This window comes from Streptomyces sp. MCA2 (genome assembly GCF_023544705.1).
GTDB lineage: Bacteria > Actinomycetota > Actinomycetes > Streptomycetales > Streptomycetaceae > Streptomyces > Streptomyces decoyicus.
This window is the reverse complement of record NZ_JAMJFM010000089.1, coordinates 1-20651: the sequence shown is the minus strand read 5'-3', so window position 1 is coordinate 20651 and position 20651 is coordinate 1. Positions and strand designations below refer to the sequence as shown.

21 protein-coding genes are annotated in these 20651 nt (G+C 68.6%); 6 read left to right on the top strand and 15 right to left on the bottom strand.

The features are described 5' to 3' along the window. Nucleotides 1-3 precede the first annotated feature (3 nt). Genes M8I34_RS39985 through M8I34_RS39960 form a run of 6 tightly spaced genes read right to left on the bottom strand, consistent with a single transcriptional unit; the run spans nt 4 to nt 7381 of the window. On the bottom strand, nt 4-969 hold the full coding sequence (locus M8I34_RS39985; RefSeq protein WP_244419184.1) for an ABC transporter substrate-binding protein: 966 nt from the start codon (nt 967-969) through the stop codon (nt 4-6). A 1-nt stretch (nt 970) separates the two neighbouring features. After that, nucleotides 971-2971: a proline/glycine betaine ABC transporter permease gene (locus M8I34_RS39980; protein ID WP_250057999.1), complete on the bottom strand. Its 2001-nt coding sequence runs from the start codon at nt 2969-2971 to the stop codon at nt 971-973. Beyond that, nucleotides 2968-3138 (bottom strand): hypothetical protein, encoded by a 171-nt coding sequence (locus M8I34_RS39975; RefSeq protein ID WP_167352519.1) that lies wholly within the window; start codon nt 3136-3138, stop codon nt 2968-2970. Before M8I34_RS39975 ends, M8I34_RS39980 begins: the two co-directional genes overlap by 4 nt. Beyond that, nucleotides 3138-4271, bottom strand: a complete 1134-nt coding sequence (locus M8I34_RS39970) for a glycine betaine/L-proline ABC transporter ATP-binding protein (RefSeq protein ID WP_250057998.1) — start codon at nt 4269-4271, stop codon at nt 3138-3140. The genes M8I34_RS39975 and M8I34_RS39970 overlap by 1 nt, the downstream gene beginning before the upstream one ends. Next, a complete protein-coding gene (locus tag M8I34_RS39965) occupies nt 4271-5812 on the bottom strand; it encodes a GMC family oxidoreductase (protein WP_250057997.1) in 1542 nt (513 codons plus the stop codon). Before M8I34_RS39965 ends, M8I34_RS39970 begins: the two co-directional genes overlap by 1 nt. 60 nt (nt 5813-5872) lie before the next feature. Beyond that, on the bottom strand, nt 5873-7381 hold the full coding sequence (locus M8I34_RS39960; RefSeq protein ID WP_250057996.1) for an aldehyde dehydrogenase family protein: 1509 nt from the start codon (nt 7379-7381) through the stop codon (nt 5873-5875). A 213-nt stretch (nt 7382-7594) separates the two neighbouring features. Here M8I34_RS39960 and M8I34_RS39955 point away from each other — a divergent pair, with 213 nt between their 5' ends. Continuing rightward, entirely contained in the window at nt 7595-8407 is an 813-nt protein-coding gene (locus tag M8I34_RS39955; protein WP_250057995.1) for a hypothetical protein, read from the top strand. Nucleotides 8408-8499: 92 nt separating this feature from the next. Beyond that, the gene (locus M8I34_RS39950; protein ID WP_250057994.1) at nt 8500-9063 is read left to right on the top strand and encodes a Uma2 family endonuclease; all 564 of its coding nucleotides are present in this window, start codon (nt 8500-8502) and stop codon (nt 9061-9063) included. A gap of 6 nt (nt 9064-9069) precedes the next feature. Here the strand turns inward: M8I34_RS39950 and M8I34_RS39945 are convergent, their stop codons facing one another. After that, complete coding sequence (locus tag M8I34_RS39945; RefSeq protein WP_250057993.1) at nt 9070-9648, bottom strand: carboxymuconolactone decarboxylase family protein; 579 nt, start codon at nt 9646-9648, stop codon at nt 9070-9072. 170 nt (nt 9649-9818) lie between these two features. On the opposite strand from M8I34_RS39945, the gene M8I34_RS39940 reads away from it, so the two are divergent. After that, the gene (locus tag M8I34_RS39940) at nt 9819-10028 is read left to right on the top strand and encodes a DUF5988 family protein (protein ID WP_250057992.1); all 210 of its coding nucleotides are present in this window, start codon (nt 9819-9821) and stop codon (nt 10026-10028) included. A 78-nt stretch (nt 10029-10106) separates the two neighbouring features. On the opposite strand, the gene M8I34_RS39935 is transcribed toward M8I34_RS39940, so the two are convergent. The 5 genes from M8I34_RS39935 to M8I34_RS39915 all read right to left on the bottom strand — a co-directional run bounded on the left by M8I34_RS39935 (nt 10107) and on the right by M8I34_RS39915 (nt 14552). Continuing rightward, on the bottom strand, nt 10107-11153 hold the full coding sequence (locus tag M8I34_RS39935) for a hypothetical protein (protein WP_250057991.1): 1047 nt from the start codon (nt 11151-11153) through the stop codon (nt 10107-10109). A 2-nt stretch (nt 11154-11155) separates the two neighbouring features. Beyond that, nucleotides 11156-11530: a hypothetical protein gene (locus M8I34_RS39930; protein WP_250057990.1), complete on the bottom strand. Its 375-nt coding sequence runs from the start codon at nt 11528-11530 to the stop codon at nt 11156-11158. Further along, nucleotides 11517-13343: a hypothetical protein gene (locus tag M8I34_RS39925; RefSeq protein ID WP_374211054.1), complete on the bottom strand. Its 1827-nt coding sequence runs from the start codon at nt 13341-13343 to the stop codon at nt 11517-11519. Before M8I34_RS39925 ends, M8I34_RS39930 begins: the two co-directional genes overlap by 14 nt. Before the next feature lie 149 nt (nt 13344-13492). Beyond that, nucleotides 13493-13675 (bottom strand): DUF397 domain-containing protein, encoded by a 183-nt coding sequence (locus M8I34_RS39920; protein ID WP_374211053.1) that lies wholly within the window; start codon nt 13673-13675, stop codon nt 13493-13495. Beyond that, complete coding sequence (locus M8I34_RS39915) at nt 13593-14552, bottom strand: Scr1 family TA system antitoxin-like transcriptional regulator (RefSeq protein ID WP_374211055.1); 960 nt, start codon at nt 14550-14552, stop codon at nt 13593-13595. Before M8I34_RS39915 ends, M8I34_RS39920 begins: the two co-directional genes overlap by 83 nt. Before the next feature lie 204 nt (nt 14553-14756). On the opposite strand from M8I34_RS39915, the gene M8I34_RS39910 reads away from it, so the two are divergent. Beyond that, nucleotides 14757-15134: a hypothetical protein gene (locus tag M8I34_RS39910; RefSeq protein ID WP_250057987.1), complete on the top strand. Its 378-nt coding sequence runs from the start codon at nt 14757-14759 to the stop codon at nt 15132-15134. 82 nt (nt 15135-15216) lie between these two features. On the opposite strand, the gene M8I34_RS39905 is transcribed toward M8I34_RS39910, so the two are convergent. The 3 genes from M8I34_RS39905 to M8I34_RS39895 form a co-directional block, all read right to left on the bottom strand. Next, complete coding sequence (locus tag M8I34_RS39905) at nt 15217-16209, bottom strand: malate dehydrogenase (protein WP_244419197.1); 993 nt, start codon at nt 16207-16209, stop codon at nt 15217-15219. Nucleotides 16210-16832: 623 nt separating this feature from the next. Then, on the bottom strand, nt 16833-18968 hold the full coding sequence (locus tag M8I34_RS39900) for a tetratricopeptide repeat protein (RefSeq protein ID WP_250057986.1): 2136 nt from the start codon (nt 18966-18968) through the stop codon (nt 16833-16835). Between the two features lie 8 nt (nt 18969-18976). Continuing rightward, nucleotides 18977-19390 (bottom strand): hypothetical protein, encoded by a 414-nt coding sequence (locus M8I34_RS39895; protein ID WP_250057985.1) that lies wholly within the window; start codon nt 19388-19390, stop codon nt 18977-18979. Between the two features lie 265 nt (nt 19391-19655). On the opposite strand from M8I34_RS39895, the gene M8I34_RS39890 reads away from it, so the two are divergent. After that, on the top strand, nt 19656-19925 hold the full coding sequence (locus M8I34_RS39890) for a hypothetical protein (protein ID WP_078953297.1): 270 nt from the start codon (nt 19656-19658) through the stop codon (nt 19923-19925). Further along, the gene (locus M8I34_RS39885) at nt 19918-20529 is read left to right on the top strand and encodes a DUF6879 family protein (protein WP_250057984.1); all 612 of its coding nucleotides are present in this window, start codon (nt 19918-19920) and stop codon (nt 20527-20529) included. Before M8I34_RS39890 ends, M8I34_RS39885 begins: the two co-directional genes overlap by 8 nt. Nucleotides 20530-20651 lie beyond the last annotated feature (122 nt).

Here is a 20651-nt window from a genome sequence, read left to right as displayed (position 1 = left end):
CGCCTACTTGGGCAGCCATGCCTGCCACGTCGACTTGTGGCTCTTGACCCACTTCTTCGCCGCGTCCTCCGGGGACATCTTCTTGTCGGCGATGTCGAGGGCGACCTCGTTCTGGTCGGCCTGGCTCCACTTGAAGTTCTTCAGGAAGGCCGCCGCCTTGCCGCCGTGCTTGGCGAAGTCGGCGTTGAAGTACTTCTGGAGCGGCGTGTGCGGGTAGGCACACTTGATCTTCTTCAGGTCGGCGTCGCAGCCCTCCTTGTACTCGGGCAGCTTCACCTCCGTCATCGGCACCTTCTTGAACAGCCACTGCGGCTTGTACCAGTACGTCAGGAACGGCTTCTTCGCCTTGGCGAACTGCTTGATCTGGGTGATCTGCGCCGCCTCGGAGCCCGCGAAGACGACCTTGTAGTCCAGGCCGAGGTTCTTCACGAGGGCCTTGTCGTTCGTGACGTACGACGGGGAGCCGTCCATCAGCTGCCCCTGGCTGCCGCTCTCCGCGGTACGGAACTGCTTCGCGTACTTGTTGAGGTTCTTCCAGTTGGTGACGTCCGGGTGCTTCTTCGCGAAGTACGTGGGGACGTACCAGCCGATGTGGCCGGTCACGCCGACGTCGCCGCCGGGCGTGATCGTCTTCTTGTCCTTGATGTACCGCTGCTCCTGCTCCGGGTGGCCCCAGTCCTCCAGGATCGCGTCGACACGGCCCTGGCTGAGTGCGTCCCAGGCGGGGACCTCGTCGATCTGCACCCGGTCGACGCGGTAGCCCAGCTCGTGCTTGAGCAGGTACTCGGCGACCGCCACGTCCGACTGGGCTCCCACCCAGTTCTGGACGGAGAGCGTCACAGTCTTGGTGCCCCCCGCGTTCGCGTACGGGGACGCCTGCTTGGTCATGTCGGCGGCGCCGCACCCGGAGAGAGCCAGCAAGGCACCGACCGCGGTCATGGCGCTCACTGCACGCGTGGTCACTCGCATGTCACGCTCCCTTCTTCGAGCCGGATTCCCGGCGGGCCGTGGGCTGCGTCACCCGGTCCAGCATCAGACCGAGGCAGACGATGGCCACGCCGCCCACCATGCCCGTCGCCAGGTCACCCTGCGCGATGCCGAACACGACGTCGTAGCCGAGCGCGCCACCGCCGACCAGGGCGCCGATGACGACGACGGCGAGGACCAGGACGACCGCCTGGTTCAGGGCGAGCAGGAGCGCGGGGCGGGCCAGCGGGAGCTGGACCTGCCGCAGCTGCTGCCAGTTGGTGGCACCGAGCGAGGACGAGGCCTCCACCGCGCCGCTGTCGACCTGGCGCAGACCCTGCGTGGTGATGCGGATGACGGCGGGCAACGCGTACACGACGGCCGCGGCGACCGCGGGGGCCCGGCCGATGTCGAACAGCATGACGACCGGGATCAGGTACACGAACTGCGGCATCGTCTGGCAGACGTCGAGCACCGGGCGAAGCAGCCGTTCGAGGCGCTGGCTCCGGGCGGTCGCGATGCCGATCGCGAAGCCGAGGACGACCGTGACGGCGACGCCCGCGAGGACCTGCGCGAGCGTGTCGAGGGACTTGTCCCAGACGCCCAGGACGCCGATTCCGGCCATGGCGAGGACGGCGGTCAGGGCGGTCTGCCAGGTGCCGATCAGCCAGGCGAGGGCCGCGACGACGAGCAGCACCGACCACCAGGGCAGGCCCTGGAGCCCGTCGCGGACCGGGTTGAGGATCCAGGTGGTGAAGTGCGCGGCCCAGTCGGCGGTGCCGCCGACGACGGGCACACCGGTGTAGAGGTGGTCGACCATCCAGTCCTTGGCGGTGTTGACCGGCTCGACGATGTCCACCGTCCAGCTCGTCGGCCACTCCAGGCGGCCGGCGAACCGCGAGGCGAGCGCGACGACGACGGTCACACCGGCGGCCAGGGACCAGCCGCGCCAGCCGCGCAGCGCGGAGGTGTCCTCGGCGTCCCCGCCGAGACTCTCACCGGCAGCGCCCGTCACGCGGTCGAGGACCACGGCGAGCAGCACGATCGGGATACCGGCCGCGAGGGCCGCACCGACGTCGACGGTCCCGAGCGCCTGGTAGACGCGGTCACCGAGACCGGCGCCACCGATCATCGACGCGATGATGGCCATGGAGAGCGCCATCATGATCGTCTGGTTGAGGCCGAGCAGGAGTTCCTTGCGGGCCAGCGGGAGGCGGGCCGAGAACAGGCGCTGACGGGCGGTGGTGCCGAGCGAGGTCACGGCCTCCATCACGCCGCTGTCGGCGCCGCGCAGGCCGAGCGCGGTGAGCCGGGCCATGGGCGGGGCGGCGTACACCACGGTGGCGAGGACCGCGGCGGGGACGCCGACGCCGAAGATCAGGGCGACCGGCAGCAGATACGAGAAGGCCGGAAGGATCTGCATGGTGTCGAGGACCGGCCGCAGGATGCGGAAGATCCGGTCGCTGAGGCCGGCGGCGAGCCCCATGAGCACGCCGAGCACGACGGCGGCGATGACGGACACGACCATCAGGGCCAGCGTCTGCATCGTCGGCACCCACATGCCGAGCAGCCCGCACAGGCCGAACGACGCGACGGTGAGAGCCGCGAGCCGCACGCCGGCGACCCGCCAGGCGATCAGCGCGGCGCCGGCCACGACACCGGTCCAGCCGAGCGCGAGCAGCAGCAGATAGACCGCGCGGACGGAGATCACCACAGCGTTGCTGAGGTGCCCGAGGAAGTAGACGAACAGCCAGTGGCTGTCGCGGTTGTCGATGATCCAGTCGCTGGCCTTGCCGAGCGGCCCCGAGACATCGACGGTCAGGTCCGAGGGCCACAGGGTGCCCGGCCACTGGGCGTGGACCAGCGGGACCAGGACCGCCGCGGCGACGGCGAGCACCAGGAGCTTGGCGAGGCCACGGCGGCGCAGCAGGGCCTGCACCGGACCGGTCTTGGTGTCGGCGTCGGCCACACGGGGCGTGGCGGTGGTGGGGGCGGTGGTGCTCATGCGCGCCCCCGCTTCACGGTGCCGGTGGGCATGTTCAGGGCGGCGCAGCGCTGGGCCTCGCGCCAGTGGCGCAGCAGGGCGGCGCGCATCCGGGCCCGCGGCGTGGCCGCGGGAGCTCTGGAACCGACGGCGCGCACGGCGCCGCGGGGGGTGGAGGCGGCGTACATCAGGCAGCCACCCCACCGTGCTGCTCGCTGTCGAGCCGGGCGACCACGTTCAGCAGGCACTCGTGGTCGACGATGCCCAGGCAGCGGCCGCCGTCGACGACGCGGACCGCGCCGCCGGAGCGGACGACCGCCTCGATGGCGTCGGAGATCAGGGTGTCGGGACCCAGCGCGGGGCCCTCGTCGGCTTCGCCGGCCTCGACCGGGCGCATGGCCCGGCGCACGGTCAGCACCTGCTCGCGCGGAACGTCGCGGACGAAGTCGCGGACGTAGTCGTCGGCCGGGGAGCCGACGATCTCCTCGGGGGTGCCGAGCTGGACGATCTCGCCGTCGCGCATCAGGGCGATCCGGTCACCGATCCGCAGCGCCTCGGCGAGGTCGTGGGTGATGAAGACCATCGTCCGGCCCTCCTCGCGGTGCAGGCGGACGACCTCTTCCTGCATATCGCGCCGGATGAGCGGGTCGAGCGCGCTGAACGGCTCGTCGAAGAGCAGGACCTCGGGGTCGACGGCGAGCGCACGGGCCAGGCCGACGCGCTGCTGCTGACCACCGGAGAGCTGGCCGGGGCGGCGCTTCTCCATACCGGCCAGGCCGACCTTGTCGACCATCTCGTTGGCCTTCTCGCGGCGCTCCGCCTTGCCCATGCCCTGGATCTCCAGGCCGTAGGCGACGTTGTCGACGACGGTGCGGTGCGGCAGCAGGCCGAAGTGCTGGAAGACCATGGCGGCGCGGCGGCGGCGCAGGTCGCGCAGCGCGTTGCGGTCCATGGCACGGACGTCCTCGCCGTCCATCTCCAGGTCACCGCTGGTCGGCTCGATCAGCCGGGTCAGACACCGCACGAGGGTGGACTTGCCGGAGCCGGACAGGCCCATGACGACGAAGACCTCGCCCTTGTGGACGTCGAAGGAGACATCGCGGACGGCGGCCACACAGCCGGTCTGCTCGCGCAGTTCCTGGGCGCTCAGCTTGGCGACGGAGGAGTCCTCGGGGATGCGCTCGGCTTTGGGGCCGAAGACCTTCCAGAGGTTGCGGACGGAGAACACGACCTCACGGCCGTCGGACGCCTCGGTGGCGGTGGCGTCGTCGGACGTGCGGGCGTTGGGTATCTCGGATGCGCCGGCGGAGGTGGTAGCCATCACGCATCACCTCCCTGGGTCGGAGCCTTATGGAGCAGTTCGGCGCACTTCTCCCCCACCATGAGCACGCCCAGCATCGGGTTGACGGCGGGCATCGTCGGGAAGACGGAGGCGTCGGCGATACGGATGCCGGACAGTCCGCGGATCTTCAACTCGGGGTCGACCACGGCCAGCTGGTCGTCGGCGGCGCCCATCTTGCAGGTGCCGGCCGGGTGGTAGACGGTGTGGGCCGCCTTGCGCACCAGCTCGCTGATCTCCGCGTCGTCGGTGACCTCGGGGCCGGGGAAGACCTCGCGCTTGAGCCACTTCTTGAACGGCTCGGCCTGGGCGACCTTGCGGGCCAGCTTGATGCCGTCGACGAGGGTCTTGCCGTCGTAGTCGCCCTCGTCCTCGAAGTACTTGAAGTCGAGGGCGGGCTTGGCCTCGGGGTCGGCGGAGGTGAGGTAGAGCCGTCCGCGGGAGCGGGACTTGGGGATGTTCGGCGTCATCGACACCCCGTGCTCGGGGCGCTCGTAGCCCAGCCGCTCGGGGTTGTCGGTGAACGGAATCTGGTAGAAGTGGAACATCAGGTCGGGGCCCTTGTGCTCCGGGTCCCGCTTGACGAACAGACCCGCGTCGGAGTCCATCGCGGAGTTCCCCGGGATCGGCCCGTCGGTCTCCCAGACGATCACCGACTCGGGGTGGTCGATGAGGTTCTCACCGACGCCCGGCAGGTCGAGCACGCAGGGCAGGCCGAGCGCTTCGAGGTCCTTCTTCGGGCCGATGCCGGAGTGCATCAGCAGCCGCGGGGTGTCGACGGCACCGGCGCAGACCAGCACCTCGCGGGCGGCCTCGACGTAGACCTCCTCGCCGTCCTTCGTCCGGACGTGGACGCCCTTGGCGGTCGTCCCGTCCAGCTCCAGCTTGTGCGCCCAGGTCTCCAGCATCAGCGTGAGGTTCGGGCGGTCGCCGGCCTCGATGTGCGGGTGGAGGTAGGCGACCGAGGCGGAGGAGCGCTTGTTGTTCTCCGGGTGGTAGGAGAGGTCGAAGAAGCCGACGCCCTCCTCGAAGGGCTGGTCGTTGAAGCCGACGACCTCGGGGACACCGAGGGCGGTCTTGGTGGCCTCGATCCAGTCGGTGGCGATCTGGTTCTGGTCCTTCTTGGCCACCCGCACGACGTTGTTGCGCAGCTTGCCGAAGTACGGGTCCATGGCCTCGGCGTTCCAGCCGGCCGCGCCCGCCGCCTCCCACTCGTCCCAGTCGGACGGCAGCGGCTTGAACGAGATCAGCGTGTTGTGCGAGGAGCACCCCCCGAGCACCTTGGCGCGGCTGTGCAGGATGTGCGAGTTGCCGCGCGGCTGCTCGGTGGTCGTGTACTCGTAGTCCAGGTCGCCGCCGAGCAGGCCGAGCCACTTGCGCAGCGTCAGGACGTCTTCGCGGTCGATGTCGGACGGGCCGCCCTCGATGACGGCGACCGTGACGTCCGGGTCCTCGGTGAGGCGGGAGGCGATGACGGAACCTGCGGTTCCGCCACCGACGACGACGTAGTCATACACAGGCATTGGGGGTGCTCCTTCTTGCAATGTGCGTGGCGCGGGTGGTGCCAAGTGAGGGTCGGGGTGTCAGCCCGCGAACCAGCGCACCGGCTCCGGCCGGAGGTTCTCGTAAATGTGCTTGCTCTCGCGGTACTCGTCCAGACCCGCGGGGCCCAATTCCCTGCCGATGCCGGACTTGCCAAAGCCGCCCCACTCCGCCTGCGGGAGGTAGGGGTGGTAGTCGTTGATCCAGACCGTGCCGTGCCGCAGCCGGGCGGCGACCCGGCGGGCGCGCGCGGTGTCGCCGGAGAAGACCGCGCCGGCCAGGCCGTACTCGGTGTCGTTAGCGAGCGCGACGGCCTCGTCCTCGGTGCTGAAGGTCTCGACCGTGAGGATCGGCCCGAAGGTCTCCTCGCGGATCACCTTCATCTCGCGGTGGCAGCCGTCGAGCACGGTCGGCGCGTAGAAGTAGCCGGTGGCCGGGCGGACGTCGGACGGCTTGGGCCGGGTGCCGCCGCAGCGCAGCTGGGCGCCCTCGGCGAGCGCGGAGGCGACGTAGGCCTCGACCTTGTCGAGCTGCTGCTGGGAGACGAGGGGGCCGCACTCGACGCCGTCCTCGGTGCCCCGGCCGAGCTTGATCTTCTCGGCCCGGCGGGCGAGCTCGGAGACGAAGCGGTCGCGCACCGACTCCTCGATGATCAGCCGGGCGCCGGCCGAGCAGACCTGCCCGCTGTGGATGAACGCGGCGTTCAGTGCCTGGTCGACGGCGGTGTCGAAGCCCCCGTCGGTGGCGCAGGCGTCGGCGAACACCACATTGGGGTTCTTGCCGCCCAGCTCCAGCGCGATCTTCTTGGCGCCGGAGACCGCGGCCGCACCGGCCTTCGTCCCGCTGACCAGTCCGCCGGTGAAGGAGAACAGGTCGACGTCCGGGTGCTCGGCCAGCCGCTGGCCCACGGGCAGGCCCGCGCCGGTGACGATGTTGGCGACCCCGGCCGGCAGTCCGGCCTCGACCAGCAGCTTGACCAGGTGCACGGTCGACAGCGGGGTGACCTCGCTGGGCTTGATCACAAAAGTGTTGCCGGCCGCGAGGGCCGGCGCGATCTTCCAGCTTGCCTGGAGCAGCGGGTAGTTCCACGGCGTGATGAGCGCGCAGACACCGACCGGCTCGTGCACGACGATGCTGTGCACGTCCGGCGAACCGGCGTCGACGACCCGGCCGCCGCTCTCGTTCATCACCAGGTCGGCGAAGTAGCGGAAGGCGTTGGTGACGTCGTCGACGTCGACCCGGCCCTCCTCCAGCGTCTTGCCGGTGTCCCGGCTCTCGATGAGGGCGATCTCCTCGCGGTCGCGCTGGAGCAGGTCGGCGACCCGGCGCAGCAGCGCGGAGCGCTCGGCGACGGCCGTACGGGGCCAGGCGCCGGTGCCGCCGTCGAAGGCCCGGCGGGCGGCCGCGACCGCCGCGTCGACGTCCTCGGCACCCCCCTCGGACACCAGCTGGAGCGTCGTCGCGTCGGCGGGGTCGAGGACCTCCCGCGTTTCGCCGGATGCGGCGGGGAGCCACACCCCGTCTACGTGAATGGTCTCGATTGACGACACGTCGTTCTGCCTTCCGGTTACCGATCTGTTCCCACTGGTGCAACCACTGGCGTCACCAGCAACGGGGACCCCTCCCCTGAAGCGGCGGACCTATGCCCAAACATTCATGGAAAGTGAGCCGACTCACTCAATGTGCGACCGAATGTCCCGGAACGTACCCTGAATAGCCGTATGTCCTTGGCAGACAGTCCCCTCGGGACCGGAGGTGCCGAGATGACCAGCAGACGGCGTGCCGCCACCGCCACCATCGCCCTGACCTGTGGCGTGGCCCTGTTCGCCGGGGCCGCCTGCACGGGAGCCGCGGCGGCCGCCGCATCGGACGGTGGCGAAGGCGATCTCGCGAACAAATCCGCCCAGCAGATCTCCGACGATGCCCTCCATCAACTGGTCGCCGCGAAGTCCCTGCGGTTGCGCACCCAGACCAGTGCCGACCCCACCAAACTCGACCTCACCCTCGACCGTGCCGGCAACTGCACGGGCGCCATCAGCAAGGGAGAGCTCGGCCGCGTCGAGCTCGTCAAGCACGGAAACGAGGTCTGGATGAAGCCGGACGCCGCCTTCTGGAAGAGCCAGCTGCCCGGCAAGGCGGGCGACGACGCGGCGGAGGAGTACAAGGACACGTTCCTGCACGGCACGACCAAGGACGCCTTTCTCCGGGGCCTGTCCGCCGCCTGTGACCTCAAGGCGTTCCAGAAATCGGCCGTGGCCCCCGGAGAGCCCCCCTCGGGCGCCCCTTCGCGCTCGCCGTCACCCTCCGTCGCCCTCGTCAAGGGCCGCCCGACCACCCACGAGGGCGCCCGAGTGCTCCCCGTCATCAAGAAGGCCCAGGGCGCCGTCCAGACCCTCTACGTCGCCATCGACGGCAAGCACTACCCCCTCAAACTCACCGCCGAGGTCGACCACCAGACCGGCACCATCCTGATGAGCAACTACGACACCCCGGTCTCCGTCAAAACACCCGCGCCCGCCCAGACGGCCGACATCTCGGCCCTGGAGGACCGCCTGAAGGGGTCACGGAACGCGTGACCCCCGCGTGCGGTACGTAACCGCTCGTACATACGTATCGTTGAACCGTGCGGCTGCCCGCGCCCGCGCGGCAGCGGGGAGGGGGCGGCACGGTGACGATCGAAGAGGCCGGGAGCGCCGAGCTGGACGACCTGTTCGACCGGCTGGACCAGCGGCACATCCCCGAGGGCTACAAGGTGGAGATCGTCGAGGGGACCATCTGCATGGCGCGGCAGCGGGGCACGCACCGGGAGACCCTCACCGACATCTACGAACAGCTCCGCACGCGGTATCCGAGGAAGCGTCTGCTGTCCGACGTGCGTATCGACTTCCCCGGCTGCCTGAACGGGTTCGCCCCCGGCCTGGTGGCGCTGGCCGAAGGGGCCACCACGAACGACAAGGACCAACCGCGTTACCAGGACATCGAGTTCGTCGCCGAGGTCGCCTCCCAAGGCACCGCGGCACATGACTACGGCCCGAAGAAGAGGGCCTACGCCCTGGCCGAGGTCCCGGTCTACGTGGTCGCCGACCCCGGTGCCGGTCGTTGCCGCGTCTTCACCCGCCCACAGGACGGCGACCACAGAGCAGACCTCACGCTCGCGTACGGTCAGCCGATCGACCTCACCGACACCGTCGTGGACATCGCCCTCTCCACCGAAGAGTTCCCCCGGGACTGACCCGGCTCACACCGCCCCGTCGGACGTGCGGCTCACCGGTGGGATGGCGCAGTTGTCGGAGAAGCCCTGGCTGCGCAGGCCCATGGCGCTGTTGACGCGCGAGCGCAGGTTTTCCACCGCCACCATGGTGGTCAGCTCGACGAACGCCGCATCGCCCAGCCGCCCGCGCAGGCTCTCGGCCAGCTCGTCGGTCACCTCCGGAGGGGTCGCGGTCATGGCTTCCGCGTACTCCATGACCCACCGCTCCAGCTCGGTGAACGACTCCTCGTGCGCGCGCCAGTCCGGCACTTTGCTGATCTTCTCCAGCGGCAGTCCGAGCTGGTCCGCGTGCCAGTGGCCGAAGTCCATGCACCATGCGCAACCGATCGTCGCCGCCGATGCCAGCTCCGCCAGCCGCTTCAGCGCCGGGTCCAGTGCCTTCCACCGCGCCACCTTGTTCTCGAAGGAGAAGTAGGAACGGAGGATCTTGGGGTGGTGGCCCAGCGCCAGGGCGGGCTGCATCACCTTGCCGTAGGTGCGGCGCGAGTACCACGCCGCCAGTCGCAGGGTGAGTGTGCGCCGGGGCGTGAGGGAGATGCGTGCCATGGCAGTGCCTCCTGGTGCGGAAGAGCGTTCAGAGTCCCTGAGGGTGTCCCCTCACTCCCCCGACGATCCGGCGCCGCCGGATGTGACATCCGAGGTGACATCGCCGGAGCCGTCACCCGCGCTGCCGAACCGGAGGAGCCGCGGGCGGCGGCCCGGACGACAATGCAGGCATGGCTGACACAGCGGCGAAAGCGGTGCTCGAAGGCGGCCCCGACGAGCTCCCCGAGCGGATCGTGCCCGTCGATCCGCCCGGGAGCGAGCTGAAGATCCCGTTCCGTAACGGCTACGAACACTTCCGGGCCACCAGCCGGCAGAAGCACACCGCCGAGGGGGCCCTTCCCGTCTACGAGTGGTGGGAGCGTACGGAGCTGCCCGGGTAGCCACGCTCCGGGGCTCCGCCCAGCGCTCAGGCCCGGCGCTCAGGCCCGGCGCTCAGGCCCGGCGCTCAGGCCCGGCGCTCAGTTGCCGGGAACGAAGGTCCGCAGGATGTTCTGCTGGGTCCACTCCTGCTCCGGCCAGTCGGCCTCCGGGCCCAGGACGAGTACGGCGAACTGGCGGCCGTCGGCGGCGGTGAAGGCACAGTCGACGACCTTGACCCGCTCATGGAGACGCTCGCTGTCATAGGCGTAGACCAGTTGGGTGGCGTCGGTGCCGGGTCCCGGGTACCCCAGTGGTTCGAGGCTTATTTCCTTGTAGCCGGGGTTGCCCGACAGCCCCCGCGACGCCGTCTCCAGCGCCTCGTACGGCGTGGTGTCCGGTTCGTTGATCTGGAAGATCTGCACCAGCCGGCGGTCGTCCGGGGCGGTGTAGAACACCCCGGTCCTGCGCTCGCTGCGCTTCCAGCTGCCGGGTACCGCCAGAGTGAAGCCCTTCTTGTCGTGGACGAGGCGGTAGCCGTCGGGAAGCTCGGTGGAGACGGGGGTGGGAGTCCTGGTGCCGGCCGTGGCGCTGGAGGGTGCGGCGGTGGCCGTGTTCTCCGAGGCGGAGGCCTTGGTGCGGGCCGCCGGGGCGGCGGCCGGGTCGTCGCCGCTGTGCCCCCAGAGCAGATAGCCGCCCCCGACGGCCGCCGCGATCACGGCCACCGCCGCACCCGCGACCAGGCCCGTGGTGCGGTGCCGGGCACCGGGGACGGGCTCGAAGGCAGGTGCGGAGTCGAAGTACGGGTCGGCGGCGGGCCCGGGGGCTGAGAACGGGCCGGTATCGCGTGCGGGAGCGAAGAGGTGCTCGGGGAGAGGAGTGCGGGCGAAGGGCGGATCGGTGTCGCGTGCGGGGGCGAAGAGGGGGTCGGGGGCGGGTGCGGTGGCAGGTAACGGGTCGGTGGCGGGGAGCGGATCGGAGGCAGGCGGGGGGACAGCACCCGTCGGAGCGCCCCCCGCCGCACCCCCCACCGACGGCGTGAAGGACGGCCGGGGCGGCATCGGGCCCGTGTAGGGCGCGGGCGGCGGGGTGCCGTCCTCCCAGCTCTGGGTCTCGTCGTTCCAGCGGGCCTGCCCGCCACGCTTCATCGTCAGCCTCCCACCAGGGTCGCGACCGCCTGGCTCACCGCGGCACCGGAGGCCAGCAGCCCCACCACGGCACCGGCGTCCGCCAGCGCCGCACGCAGCCGGGCCAGCCGGCCCGGTCCCGCCGCACCGCTGTCCGCGATCTCCGCCTCGGTCTCGGCGAGTTCCCCGCTCAGCACCGTGATCTGCGGGCTCTCCACCGCCCGGGACAGGTCGTCGCGCAGTGCGCGGACGGCGCGCAGCAGCTCCTCCTGCGCCGGGTCCCCCGCGGGCGCGGCCGAACCCTCGTGATGGGTCACCGTGTTGTGGTCGCCGATGGCGAAGGCACCCCGGACGCTGCCGATGTGGATGCCCTTGCCGCGCTCGTCAGCCGTTGCCACGCTTGGCACTTCCCTTCGTCTCGGCGCCGCGCCGGGGGGTGGAGTGGTGGGTGATCGTGTTGTGGTCGCCGATGCCGACGGCGCCCTGGGCGGACTCGACGTAGACGCCGCCCTCGGCGACATGCACGATCCGCTGCTCGAACTCGTCGGTCTGGTAACCGGCCTCGTGCAGTGCCGTGGTCACCCCGGCCGCCACCCGCTGCTGAATGGTCTTCAGATAACGGGCGACATCCATGTCCTGGAAGAGCGAGGACTCCCCGTAGGAGCCCAGCTCGCGCACGGAGGCGCCGGGCCCCTCGGGCAGCGCCGCGCCATGTCCCGCGGTGGCCAGCCGCCAGGCCGACCACAGGCCGCTGACCAGCGTGCCGAGGGCGTGTCCGACGGAGCGGGGGGTACGGGCCAGGGCCCACACCGTCTTGCCGAAGTGGTGGTGGTGACGGTACTGGTGGGCGATCCGGTCGGCGTCCTGGAAGAGCTGCCGCAGCGGCCACAGCACATGCGGCGCGACCTCCAGCATCAGCATCCCGCCCTGGGTGTGCACCCGGACGAAGATCGTGGTGACGACGCCCTCGTTCCAGCCGCCGACCCGGATGCGCAGGAAGTGCCGACGGGTCTCGCCGCCCTCCTCCACGGCCCGCACGCGGTGCTCCTCGAACGCCGCCGGTGCGTACGGCGCCGCCTCCCGGCTCGGCAGCCCCTCGGCCGGCAGGAACACGCACTCGTCGATCTCCATCGCGCGCAGCCGGTCGCGCACCGCGGCCGCCACCGCGGGCGAACCGTGCGGCGACGGCACCCGCAGCGCCGCCACCAGCGGCACGATCCGGGCCAGGATGGCGCCGTTGTCCAGCGGCTCGGCCTCCCGGTCCGCCCGGGGGTTCAGCTCCACCGACAACGACCAGGTCTTGTACGGGTAGCCGGCGCCGCAGAACGGGTCGGCGGCCCGGTACATCACCAGCGGCCCGTGCTGCTCGATCCGCACCCGGTCCCGCAGCCGCCGGAAGCGGTAGCCCTCGGACCGTTCGGCGGGGTCGGCCATGACGTCGGGGAAGCGTTCCCGGGACAGCTCGCGCGCCAGCACCCGGGCGAACTGCCCGCGTTGCAGACCGACCAGCACGGCCACGGCCAGCGGCAGCAGCAGCGCGACCCACACCGCGGACAGGACACCGCTCACTGCGCCGTACGAGGTGCCGAGGCCGGAGCCGTAGGAGCTGTATCCCGACCCGCTGCCGTAGAACGAGTCGGACGCGTCGTCCGAGAACAGCGAGGAGAACGGCCATCCCACGGCCAGGATGCCGATACTGGCGCCGAACGCCGTCACCAGCAGCGACAGGACGAAGAGGGCCAGCGTCAGCCGCCCGTACCAGCGCAGGGCGAAGGAAAGGAAGCGGGCCGCCGCCTGCGGAATCGGAGCCCGGCGGACCACGCGGCCGAGCGCCATGAGGATGATGGGGAAGAGGTAGAGCGCCGCGAGACCGGAGGTCAGCGGCAGGGCCACGATCCACAGCAGCAGGATCCCCGCCGCCCAGCCCAGTTGGAGCCGCCGGGCGCGCAGCGCGTGGGCGAGGACGCGGGCGGCGTCGATCCCCAGGGACGGCGCGGCGAACCGCTCCTCGTGGACGTACAGCTCGTCGATGACCGCGTCACGGAAGGTGTCGTCCATGTAGGTCCCGGCACACAGCAGCCGGGTGGCCTCGCTGGCACCCGGCGGGGTCGGCGGGAGCTGCGCCGGGGGCGGGAAGCCGCCGGCCTCCTTCCGTAACCTCTGCGGACCGCCTGGATCACCAGGCTGCGCAGGCACATCCGTCCGAGCCATCGGCTTCCCCCATCACCACACCAACGAGCCACCACCGCGGGCCTGTTGGACAGACGAGCTGCCGGTTCCGGCCACGGCGGTACGGAAACCGCAGCATAGGGGAGCGGAGCGTTCCGTGTCAGCGCGATAACACAAGGTCGCCACGCGGGTCAGACGGCCGCGGGGAACTCCCCGCTCTTGAGCGCGGCGACGAAGGACGACCAGCCACCCGTCGGGAAGACCAGCACGGGCCCGTGCGGGTCCTTGCTGTCACGTACGGGGACGGCGTCGGGGATACCGGGGGCTACTTCGATGCAGTTGCCGCCGTTGTTTCCGCTGTAGCTGCTCTTCATCCAGGCGAGCGCCACCTCGATGCAGTCGCCGCCATCGTCGTGGCTGTAGCTGCTCTTCATCCATATCGCTGTGCTCAGCTGGTGCTTGTTCATGGTCCCCGTACCCTTCCATGAAGTCGCCGATCAGCGCGGCGGATTCGGGGGCTGACAGAGCATCCGCCCTGAGCACATCATAGGTCTGGCTGTGGCGAGCATAGACGGCCGGATCGTCGTGGAAATGGCCGCGGTCCAGCGACTCCGAGTAGAGCCAGCATGCCCCGTCAGGCAGCGCGATCAGGGCCATGGAGGCTTTGGGCCGTCGAATCTCCGCACGGTCGGCAGGGGCAACCTGCACGCGGATGTTGGGGTACTGCCCGACGCTCAACAGGTGCTCACACTGGTCGCGCATGACCGCCGGGCCGCCCACAACATTGCGCAGACAGCTCTCGTCCAGAACGGCCACGTACAACGGGCCGTTGGCAGCCAGGAAGCGCTGCTGTCGACTCAGTCGCGCCCGGACTCGCTCCTCCACCTTCTCGTCACTCGTGATGCGGCGACTGAACAGCGCGTGCGCGTAGTCCGGCGTCTGCAACAGTCCCGGGATGACCTGCTCTTGATACGCCCGCAGAGCCACCGCCTCAGCATCCATCTCCGCCCGCCGCTCGAACCAGTCCGGATGCTGCACCTCCGGATACCAGTCGATCCGCCCCCATAACCGCAGCAGCACTCCGCCCGTCCCCAGCAGTTCGTCGCACTGCTTGGCGAACGTGTCCTGCGGTACGCGCGTGCCCGCCTCGACGCGGGCCACCTGCGAGCGATCGCACGGGATCTTGTTCGACAGCCCCTCCTGCGTGAATCCCGCCGCCTCCCGGAAGTGCCTCAAGACCTCCCCGAACACGGCGGCATTGGTGGCTGCCGGTCCACTCTCTGCATTGCGTCGTCGTCGGCTCACCGCATCCCCCTTGGTGCCAGATGGTGAGTGTCACGCGTCAGACGTTGCGGCCCGCACTACGGGGCGCAACGCTGAACACACCCAACGTAACGGGTCGTTCGGCCGACTGCGCCGCCTTCTCGCGCAACCAACTTCTGGGAGTCATTGAGCATGAGTTACGACCGGGATGCCGTCCCCGCGCACATGCCGGGGCTGCGCCTGCTGCCGTGGGAGAGCGAGGGCGGGAAGCCGTGCTTCTTATCGGCGGACGGGGCCGGGAGTGTGCTGTCGCGGCTGGCCGATGAGATCGAGGCGGAGCAACTGTGTGACGGTGCCGAGGTCCTCAAGGGCGCGGTGGCCGTACTGGACGACGGCAAGGCGGGGGAACATGCGCTGCGGCTGGCGCTGCGGGCGACCGCGCAGGCCTTCGGCAATGTGCTGCGCGTCGCCGACAGCCGGGGCGCGCGGCTGCCCGTGGCGGCGGACGGTGACCAAGCGGCCGACGACAGGGAGCTGCCGGCAGAGCCCCACATGACCGAGCGCACATGACCGAGCCCGCACGGCCGTTGCGGACCGTGCGGGCTCGGGTGGTGCTGCGGTGCCGCCCGGGTGGGGCGGCCGCGGCGGTGGGTCAGCCGAGGAGGCCGAGACCGCGGACGGCCTCGCGCTCTTCCGCCAGCTCCTGCACGGACGCGTCGATGCGCTCGCGGGAGAAGTCGTTGATCTCCAGGCCCTGGACGATCTCGTACTTGCCGTCCTTGGTGGTGACGGGGAAGGAGGAGATCAGGCCCTCCGGGACGCCGTACGAGCCGTCCGAGGGGATACCCATCGAGGTCCAGTCGCCGGCGGCGGTGCCGTTCACCCAGGTGTGGACGTGGTCGATGGCGGCGTTGGCGGCGGAGGCGGCGGAGGACGCGCCACGGGCCTCGATGATCGCCGCACCGCGCTTGGCGACGGTCGGGATGAACTCGTCGGCCAGCCACTTCTGGTCGTTGACGACCTCGGCGGCGTTCTTGCCGGCGACCTCGGCGTGGAAGATGTCGGGGTACTGGGTGGCGGAGTGGTTGCCCCAGATCGTGAGCTTGCGGAGCTCGGAGACCGGGGTGCCGGTCTTCTTCGAGAGCTGCGACAGCGCGCGGTTGTGGTCCAGACGGGTCATCGCGGTGAAGCGCTCGGCCGGCACGTCCGGCGCGGCGGCCTGGGCGATCAGGGCGTTGGTGTTGGCGGGGTTGCCGACGACCAGGACCTTGATGTCGTCCGCGGCGTGGTCGTTGATGGCCTTGCCCTGCGGCTTGAAGATGCCGCCGTTGGCCTCCAGGAGGTCGCCGCGCTCCATGCCCTTCGTACGGGGGCGGGCGCCGACGAGCAGCGCGACGTTCGCACCGTCGAAGGCCACGTTCGGGTCGTCCGAGATGTCGATGCCCTGAAGCAGCGGGAAGGCGCAGTCGTCCAGCTCCATGGCGGTGCCCTCGGCGGCCTTCAGACCCTGTGGGATCTCCAGGAGGCGCAGCTTGACCGGCACGTCCGCGCCGAGCAGATGACCGGAAGCGATGCGGAAGAGGAGTGCGTAACCGATCTGGCCGGCGGCGCCGGTGACGGTGACATTGACGGGAGTGCGGGTCATGGCGATCTCCTGCGCGGTGTTATTCCGGGGGCAAGCCCCTGGACCACCATGGGTGGCGGTGGGTGTCCCTGCCCAGCTAGCGAGGTCTCTTGGTATCGAGAGACCCGGCCGTCAGGCTATCGGACCCCCGCCCGGCCCAGGCGACGGGCCGGTGTGGAACACCTCACCGGGTGTCCCGGGCCATCCGTCCGGCCGTCCGTGCGCGCATCCCTGGTGCGGCAGGCACTCCGCGCGGTTCCCGCAGGCGGAGGCGGCGGCCACCCGCTCAAGGAGGGGGGATACGGGCGGCCGCCGAGTTGTGCCACACCCGTGGGGGGATATCCGTCGCATGCCCGGGATCCCGGCGGGCATGCCCCCTGAATTTCGGCCAACCTCCGGGAGGAGGCCCAGGGCAGGCAGCGGGCCCGGCGCCCGGCCCGTCGACGCCCCGCGCCAGGGCTTGACGCCCACCGCCGTTCGACGCCCTCTCCACCGGCTCGGCCTCGCCCAACCGGGGGCCGGCCGCCTGCTGATCGTCGCCCCCGACGACTGCTACGCCCCCGACGAGGTGACCCACGCCAACCCGCTGCGCCGATCGCCCCTGCCTCATCGGCGGCATCCCGTAGGAGCCGCTGATATATGAATCAGGGCGCAGTTCGCCGATTCTCCTTGAGCTCAGCCAACACCTTCCTGCTGGCAGCTGTAAAAGGATGGTCAGCTCCGAGGCTGTTGGTCCGCCTTTCCACGACGTCATTCATAAGGCCTACTGCTGTCTCGAAGCGTCCGAGGCCATCTTGAATTCGAGCGTATAGCTGTTGCGCCGAAAGCGCGATGGGGTAATCGGACCCAAATCGACGTTCATACGTGTCCGCGACCAGTCGAATCTCCTCATTGGCCTCGCCAAAGTGCCCGAGTACGTAAAGCGCCCAGGCATGGTTGTGTCTTGCTCCCAGCGTGACTGTGTGCTCCGGGCCGAGGTGCCGCTCACATTCCGACGGCAAGGAAAGCAATGCGGAGTTGTCTTCCCTTTCGAGTTCGGCCGTCGACAGCATCGTCAGCAGACTGGCCTGGGAACGCAGCGTCAATGGATGTGCAGGCCCGAGTGCCGACTGTCGGCCTGCGATCGTGGCATGGAGCAGGGACAGAGCTTCCGCCTTCTTTCCACGGTTTCCAAGCACTAGTTGAAGTCCGTGGCTACTGTCCAGAGTGTCCGGGTCGCAGGCTCCGAACAGCCGCTCCTGATCGCTTCGGACCTGGCGCAGCAGCGGCTCGGCCTCCGCATACTTTCCCAGCCGGAACAGTGCTCGGCCAGATCTGGAACGCGCAGCCAAAACCAAGCGGTGCTCCGAACCGAGCGTGTGCTCCGAAAGCGATACCGCGCTATGGGCGGTCTCCCAGGCGGACAGGTAGTCCCCTGTACGGTGCAGGGCAGTGGCCAAGCGAGTCGCGATACCCACCAAATCGGCCATTGCTGCGGAAGTCGCAGCACGCTGCAACAAGGCGATGACGTGGGGGCTGAGCAGCCGCAGCTGTGGCTCTTCCGGGCCGGCATCAGGGCGTTGGGGAATCGCGGCGTCCAGCAGCCGGCAAGCTGTCGAGTTGAGATGGGTAAGCGAGTCCGATGGCGTGGCGGAAGCGACGCTATCGAGCAGTACACCGTGGCTTTGAACACACCGCACGCCAACGTTAACCAGTTCAGTAAGCGATTGGTCGAGCAACGCTCGCAGTGCCGTTTCAGTGCGAGCCCGAGGGAGAACGCCGCTGATTTCAGGGCGATTCAGCAGGGTCAGTGGCAGTGGCTCCGAAGCGAAACGGGCAAGCAGGCGAAGCAGTGTCACTGCCTCGGGCAGACCGCGTGCTTCGAATGCGTCGAGCGTAAGTTGCCAAGTACGCCCTACCAGATGACGTGGATCTGCATCCGACAAGAGTTCAGCTCCTTGGTCGATGAGCTCGACACGCTCTCCTTCCTCGTCGAGGTGTCGGCCATAGGCGTCCATCGTCCAGGGGTCGAGGACTTGGTGGGACAGGAAGCCCCCGGCCAGCGTCAGCGCGAGCGGCAGTCGACCGAGTCTGTCTGCGATTGCCGAAGCCTGCTTCAACGTGCCGCTCTGCGGCGCCAGGTCGCACAGCACTCGTGCAGCGTCTTCCCGCGGTAGTACCCCAATATGCTGCAACTCCGCTCCTGGCCACCAGCGAGCAGCCGCACGACGTGTCGTGACCACCACGATGCCGCCAGGACTGGTACGCAGCCAGCTTCCATCCCCCAAAATCTCGGGATCATCTGCGTTGTCCAGTACCAGCAGCCACGGCTCAGCGGATCGGTCGAGGTGTTCCCACACGAGGTCGGCTCCAGGACGCAGGCCGTTGCGAGCAGCCAATAGCTCGCCATCTGTGGCACCACGGTCAGCGGCAACGGCGAGCATGCCGGAGCGCAGGCTCGCACGGTCGGAGGCGTTCACCCACAGACCAACACGACCGCCGACCTCCGTAGCGAATTGAAAGAAGGCGTGCGCGACAGCGGTCTTGCCGCAGCCTCCCATGCCGTGAAGAACGAAGGCCTGACCGCCCTCTCCTTCCGCTTCCGCGACACTCGCCCGTAAGCGATCGAGCACTTCGGCGCGGTCGCGCAGAACCACGGGTGTTCGGCCCACTGCCGGGCGTCGAACTGAGTCCGGGCCGGTCAAGCCAGGGTCATCGCTGCCGTGATAGTGGTACTCGCTGATGTGTTGGTCACGCGATGATTGGTAGACGCGACCGGCATCTTCGGCATGGCCGTCCATCGGACCTCTCATCGTTCATTGATGTGCACGTCTCGGCCGGCTTGATAGACCCGTGCTCGCCCGGATGCAGTTCCGTGCTGAGTGATCCGTGAAGCATGCGCAGCGGCTTCCGGGCCGACCTCGTCAAGCAACCTGCGAAGCTCCTCTACGGCCTCTGGGTGGACGAGCAACAGCCGGCGGAGATATCCCTGCCATTGCAAGCACAATTCACTCAGCATCTCTTGGTCAGCTGCCGAGTGGGCGCGCAGCGCTTCTTCGCGACTTGCGTCCAATTCATCGGAAACAATTTGCGCCCGGTCAGGCTGCAGACGCTGCCACAGGCGAGTTAATCCGTCGCGTGTGTGTTGCCAGGCCTCAGTTGCCATCAGAGTGACCAAGGTGGTTCCAGCGGCCTGTGTGAGCGATGTTAATTCTGGATCCATAGCTCCCCCAGTTGAATGCTACTGCTCTAAATTTTTACTATTAGTCCATAAGGCAGAACATCGAGGCCGTGAGGACCGTGAGGCAACTCAAGGTCAGCATCGTTGCACCACCAAACTGAACAGACAAGCGCCCCTCGATGGGATGTTCCCCTGGCATATGCCATTGTCCATTTTTCCTGCGTAGCATCAGTGTTTGCTCTGGCCGCCTCCAACTTCAGGCGTTAAGCTCGAAACGCCCTGGAACGTCCGAAGGACAGGAGTGGTTGTGGCCAGACCTTGGGAAGCTGACCCTACAACGCGGTTTAAAAGGCGGCTGGGGAAATCCCCGCAGGAGTTAGGGCATACGACAGATAATCCCGACTGTCCCGACATCTGGGAGCTGGAAAATGGGGATGTCGCCATCATCGGCAGAGATCTGACAGGGTCGCTCGGAAAAAATCTTCCGGCAGGTGTATCGGTAGGCGACGACGAACGACTCGTGGTCATCCCGAGGAGCATGATGGTCGCGGCGAAGCCGGATATTCCAAGTGTTTGAGTCGTTCCAGCGAACTACCTCAGAGCATTTGGATCGGCCAAGCTACCACAGGGACTTTCGTCGCCATCATGAGAGCGGCATCCGCTTCTTGAAGAAGCTTGAGCGTGGGCAGAATTTCAAGGAGCGAGGGTTTCCCAGTTGGGAAGCCTTTGCTGCCGGCGAGTGGAATAGAGCGCTCTCCTTGATTGAGGAGAAGCGTGAAGTCTACGCCGCTCAGTTCCAGAAGGCTGCTGAGCTCGGGATTCTGGAGCGTCGGCTTCGCGTAGTGGAATTCCCTGTTACGCCGTACGTACAGTGGGAATTGTTCGTACTTCGCCTACGGGTAGAACTGGGCGATAATATCCGAGTGATGGATGCTCGCAATATCTCAGATATCGAAGTCGATCACCTTGTGCCAGAAGTCGTGATCCTTGGCGACGAGGTCATGTATGAGGTGGTTTACGACGACGACGGGAACGCGGCGGGAGCCAATCGGATCGTGGATCCAGTGGCGATTGAAGAAACTTCCACCGGCTTCGATGCGCTTTACGGTCAAGGGGAAGATTTCACAGAGTTCTTCAATCGGGAAATTGCGCCACTTGACCCTCCGATGGTCGTTCATTGAGCGATTCCTCCGAGGCGGAGATCCGCTTACACGAGAACGCCCGCCCAGTTCGGGAAGCCGAACGCCTCCCGCCGCATGAGCGCCGCCGCTTGCTACGTCGCGGCGGCCACAAGCCGCGCCGC